Consider the following 15784-nt stretch of genomic DNA (forward strand, 5'->3'; position numbering starts at 1 on the left):
CCCGTGCGGGCATCCGGCTTGCTCCGTCCTGGCGATGGAACTACCGCCGTTGCGAGGCCACCATGTCGCCGGAAGCCCCTGCCATGCCGCTTGTCCGCCCAGCGCCTGCCCGTCCCGGTCCGGACGCCGTGTCGGGATCGCTGATGGCGGCTGAGCGGCGATTCCTGGATCGACGCGATGCGGGCCGGCACCTGGTGGCCCGACTGGCGGCCTATGCCCATCGCGACGACGTGACCGTGCTCGCCCTGCCGCGCGGCGGCGTCCCGGTGGCCGCTGAAATCGCGCGGGCGTTGGAAGCTCCGCTGGACGTCCTGGTCGTTCGCAAGCTGGGCCTGCCCGGACAACCCGAATACGCGATGGGCGCCATCGCCTCGGGCGACGTGCGCGTGCTCAACACGCAGGTCCTGCAGCAACTGGCGATCAGCTATTCGGCGATCGAGATCGTGACCCGCGCGGAGGTCCGCGAGCTGCATCGGCGCGAGAAGCTCTACCGCGGCGACCGGCCGGCACCGGCGATCCAGGGCCGGCAGGTCATCCTCGTGGACGACGGCATGGCCACGGGCGCATCGATGCGCGCGGGCGTGCAGGCGCTGCGGGAGATGCGACCGGCGAAGATCGTCGTGGCGGTGCCGGTGTCTTCCCCGGAGACCTGCCACCTGATCACGCAGGATGCCGACGAGGTCCTCTGCGCGCGCACGCCGGAGCGCTTCCGCTCGGTCGGGCAGTGGTACGAGCGCTTCGAGCAGACGACGGATGAAGAGGTGCGGCGGTTGTTGGCGGCTGCATCGGAACACGTCGCGGCGGCGAAGGCCTGAGCGTCCGTCAATTCCGCCTGCCGGAATGGACAACGGGCACCTCTCGGTGCCCGTTGCTCGTTGAGCCCGTTGCTCGTTCCCCGTCGCTCGTTCGACAGTGCGTCCGCCGCTCAGCTGAACAGGCGTCTCGCCACCGGGCTGCCCGCCGCGAGATCGCGCGCAGCGAGCGACTTGTAGAGTTCCGACAGCTCCTGCCCGATCGACTGGAACGCATGCAGGTTCAGGATCTGGTTGCGGTCGTCGCAGACGTCGGCCTCGAAGTCCCGCGCCAGGTTGCGCGCCGACTCCTGCCAGGTCGCGAACGGCTCCAGCGCCTCCGGCGTCTGCAGCACGTCCAGCGACAGCGTCAGCTCCCGCAGCGACGAGGCCTGCGGATCTTCCGCCAGCGCCGCCTGCGCATCGAAGACCAGCGTCAGCAGCGGCGGCGAGCCGTCCTCGGCCGCCGGCATCACCAGCCGGCCGGGAATCGATCCCGGCACGAAGCCGTGCCGCAACGCGCCCTGCTGCACGAAGCCGAGCGTCCACGCCGCGGCGCGCGCCTTCAGCACGATGGCCAGTTGCGCGTCGTGACTGGCCGCGAACTGGTCGAGTTCGCGCGCCCGGCCCACGACGTCCAGCATGTCCGGGAACTCCGGCATCGCGCCGATGCCGTCCGCGAAGCCCTGGATCTTCTGCACGAACTCCGAGTACTCGATCTCGTTGAGCGCCCCGCTGCGGTTGGCCATCTGCAGGCCGGCCTGGAACTCGCCGTAGCGCTGGCCGGGATGCGGCAGCTCCCATTCGCCGCTGTCCGTGTTCAGGCCTTCGATGTGGAACGGCTTGGTGCCGGCGCGCCGGCTGCCCGGCAGGTGAGACAGCGCCATCTCGCCGCTGACCGGCGACTCCGGCGTCATCGTCGCGATGGCATCGATCAGCGCGTCGATCCGCGTCGACGCCTTGCGCACGCGCGCCATCGCCGGCACGCGCTCGTCCAGCGTGCGCAGGTCCATCGTGCGGGAGTCCACCGCCTCGCCGTCGGCCGTGCCGTCCAGCGTGACCGGCGACTGGCCCGCCGCAGCGGCGCCGGCCCCCAGGCTCGGCTCCTGGCGGTCGCCCGCCGGCACGATCGGCTCGGCGCGCCGCGGGCCCGCCTTGCGCGCGCTCCACCAGCCCTGCGCCAGCAGCCCCACCAGCACCACGCCGCCCAGCGCGGCCAACAGCGTCGTCAGGTTCCAGTCCGTCGTCATCGCGTCATTGCTCCTGCGGCACCGCGCGCGTCCCACGCCGCGATCACCGTCGTCGTCCTCATTGTTCGGCCATCGCCAGCGCGGATTCCATGTCCACCGCCACGATGCGCGACACGCCCTGCTCCTGCATCGTCACGCCGATCAGCTGCTTGGCCATCTCCATCGCGATCTTGTTGTGCGAGATGAACAGGAACTGCGTGATCTTGCTCATCTCCGACACCAGCCGCGCATAACGCTCGGTGTTGGCGTCGTCCAGCGGCGCGTCCACCTCGTCCAGCAGGCAGAACGGCGCCGGGTTCAGCTGGAAGATCGCGAAGACCAGCGCGATCGCCGTCAGCGCCTTCTCGCCGCCTGACAGCAGGTGGATGGTCGAGTTCTTCTTGCCCGGCGGCTGCGCCATCACCTGCACGCCGGCGTCCAGGATCTCGTCGCCGGTCATGACCAGCTTGGCCTGGCCGCCGCCGAACAGGCTGGGGAACATCCGCCCGAAGTGTTCGTTGACCTGGGTGAAGGTCGAGCCCAGCAGGTCGCGCGTCTCCAGGTCGATCTTGTGGATCGCGTCCTCCAGCGTCGTGATCGCGCTGGTCAGGTCGGCCATCTGTGAATCGAGGAAGGTCTTGCGCTCGCGCGCCGCGCCCAGTTCGTCCAGTGCCGCGAGGTTCACCGCGCCCAGCGCCGCGATGTCGCGGGTGATGCGGTCGATCTCGCCCTGCAGGCCGTAGAGCTTGACGCCGCCGTCCTCGACGCTCTTGGCGAGCGCCTCCAGGTCGACGTTCTGCGCCACCAGCTGTTCCATGAACTGCTGGCCGCCGAGCGCCGCCGCCTGCTCGTCGAGCTGCAGCTTGGTGATGCGCTCGCGCAGCGGCTCGAGCGCGCGCTCGATCGTCATGCGCTGCTCCTCGCTGCGCTTGAGGCGCAGGCTGAGGTCGTCGTAGTTGGCGCGGACGACGGCCAGCGCCTGCTCGCGCTCCATCTTCAGCGCCAGCGCGTCCTCCAGGCCGGCCTGCGCGGCGGCGTCGTCGAGCTCGGCGCGCTCCTGCGCCATGCTCTGCACCGTCTGCTCGTTGACCTGCACCTGCTGGCGCGAGGTCTCGATGGCGCGTTGCAGCTCGCCGCGCTTGGCCGCCAGCGCCCGGGCGCTGAACACCGCCTCCTGCGCCCGGCGCTCCAGCACGCGCTGGTGTTCGCGGGCCTCGGTCAGCTTGCGCTCGGCGGTGATCACCGACTCGTCGAGCTCGGCGTGTTTCTCCTGCGTCGTCGCGAGCTGCTGGTCCAGCTCCTCGAAGCGGGCCTCGCCTTCCATGCGGCGTTCCATCAGCGCTTCGTTCTGCGCATCGATCTCGCCGAGTTCGTCGTCCAGCTGCGTGCGACGCGCGACGGCGGCCTCGGTCTGCTGCGCCAGGCGCAGCAGCTCGACCTGCAGCTGATGCGCACGGCCCTGCGTCTCCGATGCCTCGCGGCGCACCACCGCCAGCCGTTGCGACACGTCCGTGTAGACGGCCTCGGCCCGCACGGCCTGGGCGCGCGACTCATCGGCGATCAGGGTCTGCGCGCGTTGTTCGCGCTCGAGGTTCTCGATCTCCTGCGCGCGCGCCAGCAGACCGGCGGTCTCGCTGTCCGGCGCGTAGAAGCTCACCGCGAACTGGCTCACCGCATGGCCGTCGCGGGTCATGATGAGTTCGCCGTGGCTCAGCTTCGGTCGCTGCGCCAGCGCATCGCCGATGGACTCCGCCGTGTAGATGCCCTCCAGCCAGTCGTTCAACAGCGCCTTCAGGCCGTTGGCGTCGAGCTTGAGCAGATCGCTCAGCGGCGACAGCGCGCGGTGCGTGTTGACGATCTCGCCGCTGGGCAGCGAATAGAACGCCAGCCGCGCCGGCGGCGGATCGGACGCGAAGGCCTGCACCGTCTCCAGCCGGCCCACCGACAGCGCGCCCATGCGCTCGCGCATCGCGGCCTCGAGGGCGTTCTCCCAGCCCGGCGTGATGTGCAGCTGCGTCCACAGGCCCTTGATGTCCTGCAGGCCGTGCTTGGCCAGCCAGGGCTTGAGCTTGCCTTCGGTCTGCACCTTCTCCTGCAGCGCGCGCAGCGCGGTCAGGCGGGCGACGATGTCGGTCAGCTTCGCGGCCTGCTGCTGCGATTCGCGCTGCGCGTGCTGGCGCGCCTCGTCGGCGGCGGGCGCGGCTTCGGCCAGCTCCGCGAGGCGTGCATCGGCCACGGCCTGCTGCTCGTCGGCGGCGACCGACAGGCGCTTCACCTCGTCGAGCTTGTCGTGCTGCGGCGCGGCCAGGCCCTGACGCTCCTGGCCGAGGCGCTCGCGTCGACCGCGCAGGCCCTTGAGCTGTTCGTCGACGCTGCGGCTCTCGGCGGCCAGCACCTGGATCTGCTGCTGGACCTGCGTGACCTGCGTGCGCTGCTCGTTGGCGCGCGCCTGCGCGGCGCGCACCTGGTCCTCGACCTCGGGCAGCTTCATCGCCTGTTCCTCGGCCTGCGCGGCGAGGATCTCGCTCTGCTCCTCGGCCTGGGCGATCTGGGTGGCGACGTCCTCGAGCTCCGCCTGCGCCTGCTCGGCGCGGTCCTGCCACTGCTGGTTCTGCGCCTGCAGTTCGACCAGGCGCTGCTCCAGCCGCTGGCGGCCTTCGACGACGTAGCGGATGCGCTCCTCGAGCCGGCTGACCTCCATCTGCGCCTCGGCCATGCGGCCCTGCGCGGCGTGCAGCTCGTCGCCGGCGCCGTAGTGGGCCTGGCGGATGGTCTCCAGCTCGGCTTCGAGGTGGCGCAGCTCGGCCATCTTGGCCTCGAGCGCGTTGACCGCTTCGGCGTGCTCGGTCTTCACCCGCGTGGCCTCGCCGGCCGCGTCGCGGTGCTTCAGGAACCACAGCTGGTGCAGCTTCAGCGTGCCCTGCTCCTGCAGGTTGCGGTAGTTCGCGGCGACCTCGGCCTGGCGCTCCAGCTTCTCGAGGTTGTTGTTGAGCTCGCGGAGGATGTCCTCGACGCGGGTCAGGTTCTCGCGCGTGTCGCGCAGGCGCAGTTCGGTCTCGCGTCTGCGCTCCTTGTACTTGGAGACGCCGGCGGCCTCCTCGAGGAACATGCGCAGTTCCTCGGGCTTGGATTCGATGATCCGGCTGATCGTGCCCTGGCCGATGATGGCGTAGGCGCGCGGGCCCAGGCCGGTGCCCAGGAACACGTCCTGCACGTCGCGGCGGCGCACCGGCTGGTTGTTGATGAAGTAGCTGCTGGTGCCGTCGCGGGTCAGGACGCGCTTGACGGCGATCTCGGTGAACTGGTTCCACTGTCCGCCGGCGCGCGCGCTGGCGTTGTCGAACACCAGCTCGACGCTGGAGCGGCTGGCCGGCTTGCGGTTGCCCGAGCCGTTGAAGATCACGTCCTGCATGGACTCGCCGCGCAGCTCGCTGGCCTTACTTTCGCCCAGCACCCAGCGCACCGCGTCCATGATGTTGGACTTGCCGCAGCCGTTGGGGCCGACCACGCCGACCAGCTGCCCGGGCAGCTGGAAGGTCGTCGGATCGGCAAAGGACTTGAAGCCCGAGAGCTTGATCGAGTTCAGTCGCATCGGGTGGGATCACCGGCCAACAGCGGCCCTCACGTGATCTAAGCCTTTGATTTGATTGTGGAAACGCCCCTTCACGGGGCGCTCGATTCGCGGCGGATGATACCATCGCGCCCTTCGCATTCCGGCCGCCGCCGCCCTCTGAAGCAGCGACCCGGCCGCCACCCGCATTCATCTCCCGCCCATGGCCAAGACCACCTCCGCCAAGCCGGCCGCGCCGGCTGCCGTTTCCTCCTCCACCGCCAAGGCGGCCAAGGCCCCGAAGGCGTCCAAGGCGCTGACGTTCGTCGAGCCGATCAAGGCCGGCAAGTCGACGAAGGCGGCCAAGGCCGACACGGCCGTGCCGCCCAAGATGCGCGACATGCCGCCCAACCCGCCGAGCCGACCGAGCAAGGAGATCCACGTCTTCCCCAACCCGGCGCCGGAACGCGACTACGTCATCCAGTTCCAGATCCCCGAGTTCACCTGCCACTGCCCGCTGACCGGCCAGCCGGACTTCGCGCACTTCACGATCGACATGATCGCGGACCAGTACTGCGTCGAGCTCAAGAGCCTGAAGATGTACTTCTGGAGCTACCGTGACGAGGGCGCGTTCCACGAGAAGGTGACCAACACCATCCTCGAGGACATCGTGAAGGTCACCAACCCGCGCTTCATCCGCATCACCGCCAAGTGGTACGTGCGCGGCGGCATCTACACGAACGTCGTGACCGAGCACCGCAAGACGGGCTGGAAGCCGCTGCCCGCGGTGGACCTGCCGGCGCACGGCTTCGAGACCGGCCTGCTGCGCTGAGCGGCTGAGCCGGAGTCCCGAGACAGCAGCGGATGGCCCTCGCCTATGACACGGACACGCAGTTCGTCGCGGTCGCGCTCAGGCGCAGCCGCATCGACGGCTACGGCGTGTTCGCGGCCGAGGCCATCCCTGCCGGCACCTGCCTCGGTCTGCTGACCGGCGAGTCGATCACCGTCGCCGAGGCACGGCGCCGCGCGCAGGAGCGCCGGCGGCTGATGCTGGTGGAGCTGTCGCCAGCGCGGGCGATCGATGCGAGCCGCTCGCAGGACGCGATGCGGTTCACCAATCACAGCTGCTCGCCGAACGCCCGCATCCAGGTCGAGGACGGCGAGATCCGCTTCTTCGCGCTGCGCGACCTGGATCCCGGCGACGAGATCACCGTCGACTACGGCCTCACGCACCACGAGGGGCGCCTGGCCTGCCGCTGCGGCGCGCCGGGCTGCCGCGGCTCGCTCTAGGTCTCTCGCGGATCGCTCCCGATTCCTTGACTCCAGGTGGGTCGAGATATATCTTCCGATCATTCGGAAGGATTAATCATGAGCATGCCGCAACCCTTCGTTCCCGCCGCCGAAGTTGCCTATATCGGCGATGTGAGCACGAGTCAGGTCAACCGGCTGGTCGACGAGCACCTGGTGCCGGACTCCCTGTTCCAGCGCGATGGAAACGCTCGAAGATTGGCGCGCCTCCTCGCCGCGTATGCGCGATTCTTCTTCGCCAACGACGCCGTGCTTCAAGCCGCAGCCCGCAAACAGGTGTTGGCCGACCTCACCGCCAGAGTTGAACGATCCCAGGTGAGGGATCAACTTTTGGACTTCGCCCCGTGCCACACGACATCGACTGGACCATCGCCCTCCCCGGGCGCGGCATCGTCGTCGACATCTCCAGCTTCGTCGCGGAAGCGACCAGCCGGGCCAAGGATGTCGACAACGCCGACCGCCTCGTGATCTCGGACGTCGAGATCATGGGCGGCGCGCCGTGCTTCATCCACTCCCGCGTTCCCATCGACATGGTGGTCGGCAGGATCGATTGCGGGGAAGACCGCGCGCAGATCCAGTCGGACTACCCGTTCCTCACGGAAGCGCACATCGACGCCGCGCGGATCTACATGGCCGCGCATCCGAGGCGCGGGCGCCCGCTGCGGATCACCGACATGTACCCGACGGCGAAGGTCATCGCCAGCGGCACCGCAAAGCTGAAGCTCCCGCATCCATGATCTTCAAGTTCCTGATCGATGAGTGCCTGTCGCCGGCACTGGTCGATTCCGCCGTGCGGGCCGGTCACGTCGAATCCACCTGCGTGCGCAATCGCGGCTGGTCAGGGACCAAGGACCACAGGCTGATCGAACGCATCGTCGCGGAGGACTTCACCCTCGTGACCAGGAACGCAAGTGATTTTCGAGGCGAAGGCGAAGACAACCCCGGGGGCGAACACGCCAGGCAGCCCATCCACGCGGGACTTGTTTGCCTCAATGCAAGCGACAAGCTATCGACCGCGTTGCAGCTGGCGATGTTCGACTACACCCTCCACGTGCTTGCCGAACAGGGCACGGATCTCGTGAACCAGGCACTTGAGGTGTCTCTCTTGCCCGATCGATCGGTGCGATGGATCCGCTACACCATCCCTGCGATCTAGCGCCGCAAGAAAAGTCGACGACCTTACGTCTGGAACACAAGTCTCCGTTGTCGACGTAAGTACGACCCGCCCTTGGGCGCCCGCCTATGATTCCGCGCATGAGCTCCACCCCCGCTTCGCAGCCGGTCCCACCACCGGTCAACCCTCGCCTGGCGCTGCTGAACCCCTACCCGTTCGAGCGGCTGAGCGCCCTGACCCAGCGCATCGTTCCCAACCCCGAATTCCGGCCGATCTCGCTGGGCATCGGCGAGCCGAAGCACCCGGCGCCGAAGCTGGTCGAGGACGCGCTGATGGCCAACCTCAAGGGGCTGTCGGGCTATCCGGCCACCGCGGGTCAACTGCCGCTGCGCGAGTCCATCGCCGGCTGGCTGCAGCGGCGTTATGCGCTGGCCCTCGATCCCGCCACGCAGATCCTGCCGGTCAACGGCTCGCGGGAGGCGCTGTTCGCCCTCGCGCAGGTGGTGATCGATCCGTCTTGCCCCGGCGCGACCGTCGTCTGCCCCAATCCGTTCTATCAGATCTACGAGGGCGCCGCGCTGCTGGCCGGCGCGACGCCCGCCTTCGCCAACTCCGACCCGGCGCGCAACTTCGCCCCCGACTGGTCGCAGATCGACGAGGCGACCTGGTCGCGCACGCAGCTGCTGTACGTCTGCTCGCCGGGCAACCCGACCGGCGCGGTCATGCCGCTGTCCGAGTGGCAGACGCTGTTCGAGCTCAGCGACCGCCACGGCTTCGTGATCGCCTCGGACGAGTGCTACTCAGAGATCTATTTCCGCGACGGCCCCGATGCCGCGCCGCTGTCGGGCCTGCAGGCCGCCGCGCAGCTCGGCCGGCCGGACTTCCGCAACCTGATCGCCTTCACCAGCCTGTCCAAGCGCTCCAACGTGCCGGGCATGCGCTCGGGCTTCGTCGCCGGCGACGCCGCGTGGATCAAGCGCTTCCTGCTGTACCGGACCTACCATGGCTCGGCCATGAACCCGATGATCCAGGCCGCCAGCATCGCCGCCTGGGACGACGAGGACCATGTGATCGCCAACCGCGCGCAGTACCGCGCCAAGTTCGCCGCCGTCACGCCGCTGCTGGCCGAGGTCCTGGACGTCGCCCTGCCCGACGCGGGTTTCTACCTGTGGGCGGCCGTGCCAGACGGTAACGATATTGGCTTCGCCCAGGGGCTGCTCGCTCAATACAATGTCGGCGTTCTGCCCGGCAGCCTGCTGGCCCGCGACGCCCATGGGATCAACCCCGGCGCCGGCCGCATCCGCCTGGCACTGGTGGCCGAGCAGGCCGAATGCCTGGAAGCCGCCCATCGCATCGTCTCCTTCGTGAAGCAACTCAAGACGTCCGCCTGATCCGGCTCCGCCGGTCCGCCCCACGATCTGCTTCGCGTATCCACCGCATTCGCCCCGAATCCACCCTCTTTCCCCGAACCCCTCCGCACCATGACGCAAGACCTGCAATCGATCATCGACCTCGCCTGGGAAGGCCGCGCCAACCTGACCTCCGCCAACAGCCCCGAAGTGCGCGCGGCGGTGGACGAGGTCATCGCCGGCCTGGACGCCGGCACGCTGCGCGTGGCCGAGCGCAAGGCCGTCGGTGAATGGACCGTGCACCAGTGGGTCAAGAAGGCCGTGCTGCTGTCGTTCCGCCTGAACGACAACCGCCAGATGGGCGCCGGCGACATGACCTTCTTCGACAAGGTCCCGACCAAGTTCGGCGGCCAGTCCGACGAACAGCTGCGCGCCGCCGGCGTGCGCGTCGTGCCCCCGGCCGTCGCCCGCCGCGGCAGCTTCATGGCCAAGAACGTCGTGCTGATGCCCTCCTACGTCAACATCGGCGCCTACGTCGACGAAGGCACCATGGTCGACACCTGGGCCACCGTCGGCTCCTGCGCGCAGATCGGCAAGCACGTCCACCTGTCCGGCGGCGTCGGCATCGGCGGCGTGCTGGAGCCGCTGCAGGCCAACCCGACCATCATCGAGGACAACTGCTTCATCGGCGCCCGCTCGGAGATCGTCGAGGGCGTGATCGTCGAGGAGAACTCGGTCATCTCGATGGGCGTCTACATCGGCCAGAGCACCCCGATCTACGACCGCGAGACGGACACCGTCACGTACGGCCGCGTCCCGGCGGGTTCGGTCGTCATCAGCGGCAGCCTGCCGAAGAACGACAAGTACAGCCTGTACGCCGCGATCATCGTCAAGAAGGTCGACGCCGGCACCCGCGCGAAGACCAGCATCAACGAGCTGCTGCGCGCCTGAAGCCACGAGCTTCACGACGCCACGCTGAACAAGATCATCCGTCCGGAGGAGACCGCATGAGCACGGGAAACATGGAGCGCATCCTGCGCCTGATGGCCGAGAAAGGCGCATCCGACACCTACCTGTCGGCCAACATGCCGGTGCTGATCCGGATCAACGGACAGATGCTGCAGCTGTCGGACCAGCTGCTGACGCCCGCGCAGCCGCGCGCGCTGATCTCCGAGGTCGTCGACGCGCAGCACATGTCCGAGCTCGACACCAACGGCGAGCTGAACCTGGCGGTCTCCATCCCCAAGGTCGGCAGCTTCCGGCTGTCAGGCTTCCGCCAGCGCGGCTCGATCGCGGCCGTGTTCCGCCACATCCCGCACGTCATCCCGACGCTGGACAGCCTGGGCCTGCCGCCCATCCTGGCCAAGCTGATCACCGAGAAGCGCGGCCTGATCCTGATGGTCGGCGCGACCGGCACCGGCAAGAGCACGACGCTCGCGTCGATGCTGGAGCACCGCAACCAGACGATGACCGGCCACATCCTCACGATCGAGGATCCGCTGGAATACCTGTTCACCAACAAGCGCTCGCTGGTCAACCAGCGCGAGGTCGGCCGCGACACCGCGTCCCTGGGCATCGCGTTGAAGAACGCGCTGCGCCAGGCGCCGGACTGCATCCTGATCGGCGAGATCCGCGACCGCGAGACGATGACGGCCGCGATCTCGTACGCGCTGTCGGGCCACCTGGTCGTCGCGACGCTGCACGGCAACAACAGCTACCACGCGCTGAACCGGATCATGTCGTTCTACACGCCGGAATCGCGTCCGGCGATGCTGAACGACCTGGGCGCCGGCCTGAAGGCGGTGGTCTCGCAGCGCCTGGTGCGCGCCGCCGCGGGCGGCCGCGTGCCGGTCACGGAAATCCTGTTGAACACCAAGCTGGTGGCCGAGCTGATCGAGCAGGGCGACTTCGCCGGCGTCAAGGAGGCGATGGAGAAGTCCATGGCCGAGGGCTCGCAGAGCTTCGAGGAACACTTCGCCCGCCTCATCACCGAAGGCACGATCACGCGCGAGGAAGGCCTCGCCTTCGCCGACTCGCCGACCAACCTGCTCTGGCGCCTGCAGAACGACGGTCCGGGCGTCAAGCCCGGCGGCCCGGGCGCGCCGAAGAAGGAAGAGCCGGCCGAGGACACCGCCAACTTCACGTCCATCACGCTGGACGTGCAGCCGGGTTGACGCCCCGGCGCGCCGACGACCGCTCCCACCGATGGACGACCTGACCCTCGCGCTGCTGGAGCAGCTGATCGCCCGCCCGTCGGTGACACCGGCCGACGCCGGTTGCCTCGACCTGATCGGCGCGCGGCTGGCCGCCGCCGGCTTCACGCTCGAGCGCATGGACAGCGGGCCGGACGACTTCCACGTCAGCAACCTGTGGGCCGTGCGTCGCGGACAGTCGTCGGACGGCCCCCTGCTGGTCTTCGCCGGCCATACCGACGTCGTGCCCACCGGCGATCTCGCGAAGTGGACCAGCGATCCCTTCGTCCCCACCGTGCGCGGCGACCGCCTGTACGGGCGCGGCGCGGCGGACATGAAGACCTCGCTGGCGGCCATGGTCGTCGCCGCGGAGGACTTCGCCGCGATGCATCCGGACCACCGAGGCAGCGTCGCCTTCCTGCTGACCAGCGACGAGGAAGGCCCGGCGCGTGACGGCACCGTCGTCTGCGTCGAGCGTCTGCGCGCTCGCGGCGAGCGGCTCGACTACTGCATCGTCGGCGAGCCGACCTCGGTCGAACGCCTCGGCGACACCGTCAAGAACGGGCGCCGCGGCTCACTGTCCGGCAAGCTGCGCGTGATCGGCGTGCAGGGCCACGTCGCCTATCCGCATCTCGCGCGCAACCCGGTCCATCAGGCCGCGCCGGCGCTGGCCGAACTGGCCGTGAGCGAATGGGATAATGGCAACGCGTACTTCCCGCCGACGACCTTCCAGATCTCCAACATCGCTGCCGGCACCGGCGCCGGCAACGTGATCCCCGGCGAGATGGTGGTGGACTTCAACTTCCGTTTCTCGACCGAGTCGACGCCGGAGAGTCTGCGTCAGCGGGTGCACGCGCTGCTGGACCGCCACGGCCTGGAATACACGCTGGACTGGTCGCTGTCCGGCGAGCCCTTCCTGACGCCGGTGGGCGAGCTGTCGGCCGCCATCAGCGCCGCCATCGAGGCCGAGACCGGCGTCAACGCCGAGTTGTCCACGACCGGCGGCACCTCGGACGGCCGCTTCATCGCCAAGCTCTGCCCGCAGGTGGTGGAATTCGGACCGCTCAATGCGAGCATCCACAAGATCGACGAATACGTGCCGCTGGACCAGATCGCGCCGCTGACGCGCATCTACCGACGCACCCTGGAGAACCTGCTGCTGTGACGCTGTTGGAATTGATCGAGGCCCAGGCCGCCCGCCTCCGTGAGGCGGGCGTTTCGTTTGGGCACGGCACGACGAACGCCTTCGACGAGGCTGCCTGGTTGAGCCTGTGGGCGCTGGACCTGCCGCTGGACGCGCTGGACGACCACGAAACCGACGTCGTCGACGACGCCGGCCGCGCGAAGGTCGAAGCGCTGGTCGCCGAGCGCGTTGCCACGCGCAAGCCCGCCGCCTACCTGACGCGCGAGGCGTGGCTGCAGGGCGTGCCCTTCTACGTCGACGAACGCGCCATCGTGCCGCGCAGCTTCATCGCGGAGCTGCTGGCCGACGCGACCATCGACGCCTGGCTGTCGGACCAGACCACCCGCGTGCTGGACCTGTGCACCGGCAACGGCAGCCTGGCCGTGCTGGCCGCGATGGCCTGGCCGGACGTGGCGGTCGATGCGATCGACCTGAGCGCCGAGGCGCTCGCGGTCGCGGCGATCAACGTCGAGCGTCATCAGCTCGGCGACCGCATCCGCCTGCTGCAGGGCGACGGTCTCGCGCCGGCTCAGGGTCCCTACGATCTGATCCTGTGCAATCCGCCGTACGTGAACAGCACGTCGATGGCGGCGCTGCCGCACGAGTACCGCGCCGAGCCCGAGCTGGCGCTGGCGGGCGGCGCCGACGGCATGGACTTCATCCGCGAGCTGCTGTCCGACGCCCCTGCGCAGATGAAGCCGCAGGCGGTGCTGGTCCTGGAGATCGGCAACGAGCGCGAATTTTTGAAACCGCCTTCCCGCAACTTGAGGCCTTCTGGCTCGAGACCTCCGCGGGCGAGGACCAGGTCCTGCTGCTGACCCGCGAGGCGCTGGTCGCCGCGGGCTTCGGCCATGAAGACACACAAGGAGTTTCCCCATGATCACGCTGCGCAACATCGTGCTGCGCCGCGGCACCAAGGTCGTCCTCGATGACGCGAGCGTCGTGCTGCAACCCGGCGAGAAGGTCGGTCTGGTGGGCCGCAACGGCGCCGGCAAGTCCAGCCTGTTCTCGCTGCTGACCGACCGCCTGCACAGCGACAAGGGCGACGTGGAGATCCCGCGTCACTGGGCCCTCGCCGAGGTGGCGCAGCACATGCCCGAGACCGACATGCCGGCCACCGAGTTCGTGCTGGAGGGCGACGTCCGCCTGATGGCCGCGCGCAAGGCCCTGGCCGAGGCCGAGGCCGCCGACGACGGCCACGCCATCGCCGACGCCTACGCGCTGCTGATGGACGCCGGCAGCCTCGACGCGCCCGCCCGCGCGCAGGCGCTGATGATGGGCCTGGGCTTCAAGGGCGCGCAGGTCGACGCGCCGGTCAACAGCTTCTCCGGCGGCTGGCGCATGCGGCTGCAGCTGGCGCGCGCGCTGATGTGCCCGTCCGACCTGATGCTGCTGGACGAACCCACCAACCACTTGGACCTGGACGCCCTGGTCTGGCTGGAAGCGTGGCTGCAGCGCTATGAAGGCACGATGATCATCATCAGCCATGACCGCGAATTCCTGGACGCGATCACCAAGGTCACGCTGCACCTGGACGAGGCCAAGCTGCACCGCTACGGCGGCAACTACACGGCGTTCGAATCGATGCGCGCCGAACGCATGCTCCAGCAGCAGCAGGCGTTCAGCAAGCAGCAGGAGCGCATGGCGCATCTGCAGAAGTTCATCGACCGCTTCAAGGCCAAGGCCAGCAAGGCCAAGCAGGCGCAGAGCCGGGTGAAGGCGCTGGAGCGCATGGAGCGCCTTGCGCCGGTGCTGACGGCGTCGGACTTCAGCTTCGAGTTCCGCGAACCGCAGAACCTGCCCAATCCGATGCTGATGTTCGATACGGTCTCGGTGGGCTACGACACCGACGAGGGCGAGAAGGTCATCGTGCGCGGCATCGACCGCTCGGTGCTGGCCGGCCAGCGCTTCGGCATCCTGGGCGCGAACGGCCAGGGCAAGTCGACCTTCGTGAAGACGGTGGCGCGCATGCAGCGCGCGATGGGCGGCACGATCACCGAAGGCAAGGGCCTGTCGATCGGCTACTTCGCGCAGCAGGAGATGGACGTGCTGCGGCCCGACGAGGGCCCGCTGATGCACATGATCCGGCTGGCCAAGGAGGTCAGCCCGAACGCCCGTGAGCAGGAGCTGCGCGACTTCCTGGGCCAGTTCCGCTTCGTCGGCGACATGGTCAACCAGGAGGTGGGCAGCCTGTCCGGCGGCGAGAAGGCGCGGCTGGTGCTGGCGATGCTGGTCTGGCAGCGCCCCAATCTGCTGCTGCTGGACGAGCCGACCAACCATCTGGACCTGCAGACGCGCGAGGCGCTGTCGATGGCGCTCAACGAGTTCGAAGGCACCGTCATGCTGGTCAGCCACGATCGTGCGCTGCTGCGCGAGGTCTGCGACGAGTTCTGGCTGGTGGCCGACGGCAAGCTGGCACCCTTCGACGGCGACCTGGACGACTACCAGCGCTGGCTGCTGGATCGTTCCAAGGAGGCAGCGAAGCTTGCCAAGGAAGAGGCCAAGCAGGCGCTGCGTGCCGCGCGCACCAGCAGTGCGTCGCCCGCTCCCGCACCGGCCCCGGTGGTCGCGGCGCCCGTGGCCGCCGCGCCGGTGGCGCCGCCCGTGCCCGTCAAGCGCGAGGATCGCAAGCTCAGCGGCCAGGCCCGTCAGAAGCTGTCCGAGCAGACACGCCCGCTGCGCAAGGAGATGGAGCAGATCGACGCCCGCATGAAGGCGTGGACGCAAGAACGGGCCGCGCTCGAAGCGCAGCTGTCCAGCGCCAGCCAGACGCCCGCGCAGATCGCGGACGCCGGCAAGCGCCTGAAGGCCATCGCCGACGAGGTCGAAGCTGCGGAACTGCGCTGGCTGGAACTCAGCGAGCAGGTCGACGCCATCCAGGCGACAGGCTGAACCCGCCTCGGCACACCGCTCCACGAACGCCTCGGCGACCTCGGTCTCCGGGGCGTTTTTCTTTCTGGAAGTTCCGGCGACTGCCGCCGATAGTTCCCGTCAACCGCGCTCAAAGACCATTTCAATTGTGCACAATTGAATTGCTCGCTATAGTTCATCCCATGCCGAAGACAACA

The 15784-nt window shown here is 68.8% G+C and carries 13 protein-coding genes and 1 pseudogene; 11 read left to right on the forward strand and 3 right to left on the reverse strand.

The features are described 5' to 3' along the window. Nucleotides 1-83: 83 nt before the first annotated feature. Nucleotides 84-815, forward strand: coding sequence for a phosphoribosyltransferase (locus tag ACQ86G_RS24595; protein WP_431257758.1), 732 nt, complete (start codon nucleotides 84-86; stop codon nucleotides 813-815). A gap of 110 nt (nucleotides 816-925) precedes the next feature. Here ACQ86G_RS24595 and ACQ86G_RS24600 read toward each other — a convergent pair whose 3' ends face one another. Beyond that, nucleotides 926-2041: a cell division protein FtsZ gene (locus ACQ86G_RS24600; protein ID WP_431257759.1), complete on the reverse strand. Its 1116-nt coding sequence runs from the start codon at nucleotides 2039-2041 to the stop codon at nucleotides 926-928. Between the two features lie 58 nt (nucleotides 2042-2099). Next, nucleotides 2100-5612: a chromosome segregation protein SMC gene (gene smc / locus ACQ86G_RS24605; protein ID WP_431257760.1), complete on the reverse strand. Its 3513-nt coding sequence runs from the start codon at nucleotides 5610-5612 to the stop codon at nucleotides 2100-2102. Nucleotides 5613-5970: 358 nt separating this feature from the next. Between smc and queF the strand changes: the two genes are divergently transcribed. Then, nucleotides 5971-6402: a preQ(1) synthase gene (queF, locus tag ACQ86G_RS24610; RefSeq protein WP_431261488.1), complete on the forward strand. Its 432-nt coding sequence runs from the start codon at nucleotides 5971-5973 to the stop codon at nucleotides 6400-6402. A gap of 32 nt (nucleotides 6403-6434) precedes the next feature. Further along, nucleotides 6435-6860 (forward strand): SET domain-containing protein, encoded by a 426-nt coding sequence (locus tag ACQ86G_RS24615; RefSeq protein ID WP_431257761.1) that lies wholly within the window; start codon nucleotides 6435-6437, stop codon nucleotides 6858-6860. Between the two features lie 72 nt (nucleotides 6861-6932). Here the strand turns inward: ACQ86G_RS24615 and ACQ86G_RS24620 are convergent, their stop codons facing one another. Next, nucleotides 6933-7205 carry a hypothetical protein gene (locus ACQ86G_RS24620; protein ID WP_431257762.1) on the reverse strand — a complete coding sequence of 91 codons (273 nt, stop codon included), beginning with the start codon at nucleotides 7203-7205 and terminating at the stop codon, nucleotides 6933-6935. A 17-nt stretch (nucleotides 7206-7222) separates the two neighbouring features. Here ACQ86G_RS24620 and ACQ86G_RS24625 point away from each other — a divergent pair, with 17 nt between their 5' ends. The 8 genes and pseudogenes from ACQ86G_RS24625 to ACQ86G_RS24660 all read left to right on the forward strand — a co-directional run bounded on the left by ACQ86G_RS24625 (nucleotide 7223) and on the right by ACQ86G_RS24660 (nucleotide 15608). After that, a complete protein-coding gene (locus ACQ86G_RS24625) occupies nucleotides 7223-7615 on the forward strand; it encodes a DUF433 domain-containing protein (RefSeq protein WP_431257763.1) in 393 nt (130 codons plus the stop codon). Beyond that, a complete protein-coding gene (locus ACQ86G_RS24630; protein WP_431257764.1) occupies nucleotides 7612-8034 on the forward strand; it encodes a DUF5615 family PIN-like protein in 423 nt (140 codons plus the stop codon). The genes ACQ86G_RS24625 and ACQ86G_RS24630 overlap by 4 nt, the downstream gene beginning before the upstream one ends. A 98-nt stretch (nucleotides 8035-8132) precedes the next feature. Then, a complete protein-coding gene (gene dapC / locus ACQ86G_RS24635; RefSeq protein ID WP_431257765.1) occupies nucleotides 8133-9383 on the forward strand; it encodes a succinyldiaminopimelate transaminase in 1251 nt (416 codons plus the stop codon). A 90-nt stretch (nucleotides 9384-9473) separates the two neighbouring features. Then, on the forward strand, nucleotides 9474-10292 hold the full coding sequence (gene dapD / locus ACQ86G_RS24640; RefSeq protein ID WP_431257766.1) for a 2,3,4,5-tetrahydropyridine-2,6-dicarboxylate N-succinyltransferase: 819 nt from the start codon (nucleotides 9474-9476) through the stop codon (nucleotides 10290-10292). Between the two features lie 56 nt (nucleotides 10293-10348). Continuing rightward, on the forward strand, nucleotides 10349-11515 hold the full coding sequence (locus ACQ86G_RS24645; protein ID WP_431257767.1) for a PilT/PilU family type 4a pilus ATPase: 1167 nt from the start codon (nucleotides 10349-10351) through the stop codon (nucleotides 11513-11515). Nucleotides 11516-11546: 31 nt separating this feature from the next. After that, nucleotides 11547-12698: a succinyl-diaminopimelate desuccinylase gene (gene dapE / locus ACQ86G_RS24650; RefSeq protein ID WP_431257768.1), complete on the forward strand. Its 1152-nt coding sequence runs from the start codon at nucleotides 11547-11549 to the stop codon at nucleotides 12696-12698. After that, nucleotides 12695-13596, forward strand: a pseudogene (gene prmB / locus ACQ86G_RS24655) (50S ribosomal protein L3 N(5)-glutamine methyltransferase). The gene dapE and the pseudogene prmB overlap by 4 nt, the downstream one beginning before the upstream one ends. After that, nucleotides 13593-15608 (forward strand): ATP-binding cassette domain-containing protein, encoded by a 2016-nt coding sequence (locus ACQ86G_RS24660; RefSeq protein ID WP_431257769.1) that lies wholly within the window; start codon nucleotides 13593-13595, stop codon nucleotides 15606-15608. The pseudogene prmB and the gene ACQ86G_RS24660 overlap by 4 nt, the downstream one beginning before the upstream one ends. The last annotated feature ends 176 nt before the right edge of the window (nucleotides 15609-15784 follow it).

Origin of the sequence: Roseateles chitinivorans, assembly GCF_050632145.1 — a bacterium.
In the GTDB taxonomy this organism is placed as follows: Bacteria; Pseudomonadota; Gammaproteobacteria; order Burkholderiales; family Burkholderiaceae_C; genus Roseateles; species Roseateles chitinivorans_B.

What these genes read in the sequence shown, in the direction of transcription:
- ACQ86G_RS24595 (WP_431257758.1), top strand. Translation starts at nt 84, where the DNA reads ATGCCGCTTGTCCGCCCAGCGCCTGCCCGTCCCGGTCCGGACGCCGTG.
- ACQ86G_RS24600 (WP_431257759.1), bottom strand. Translation starts at nt 2,041, where the DNA reads ATGACGACGGACTGGAACCTGACGACGCTGTTGGCCGCGCTGGGCGGC.
- smc (WP_431257760.1), bottom strand. Translation starts at nt 5,612, where the DNA reads ATGCGACTGAACTCGATCAAGCTCTCGGGCTTCAAGTCCTTTGCCGAT.
- queF (WP_431261488.1), top strand. Translation starts at nt 5,971, where the DNA reads ATGCCGCCCAACCCGCCGAGCCGACCGAGCAAGGAGATCCACGTCTTC.
- ACQ86G_RS24615 (WP_431257761.1), top strand. Translation starts at nt 6,435, where the DNA reads ATGGCCCTCGCCTATGACACGGACACGCAGTTCGTCGCGGTCGCGCTC.
- ACQ86G_RS24630 (WP_431257764.1), top strand. Translation starts at nt 7,612, where the DNA reads ATGATCTTCAAGTTCCTGATCGATGAGTGCCTGTCGCCGGCACTGGTC.
- dapC (WP_431257765.1), top strand. Translation starts at nt 8,133, where the DNA reads ATGAGCTCCACCCCCGCTTCGCAGCCGGTCCCACCACCGGTCAACCCT.
- dapD (WP_431257766.1), top strand. Translation starts at nt 9,474, where the DNA reads ATGACGCAAGACCTGCAATCGATCATCGACCTCGCCTGGGAAGGCCGC.
- ACQ86G_RS24645 (WP_431257767.1), top strand. Translation starts at nt 10,349, where the DNA reads ATGAGCACGGGAAACATGGAGCGCATCCTGCGCCTGATGGCCGAGAAA.
- dapE (WP_431257768.1), top strand. Translation starts at nt 11,547, where the DNA reads ATGGACGACCTGACCCTCGCGCTGCTGGAGCAGCTGATCGCCCGCCCG.
- ACQ86G_RS24660 (WP_431257769.1), top strand. Translation starts at nt 13,593, where the DNA reads ATGATCACGCTGCGCAACATCGTGCTGCGCCGCGGCACCAAGGTCGTC.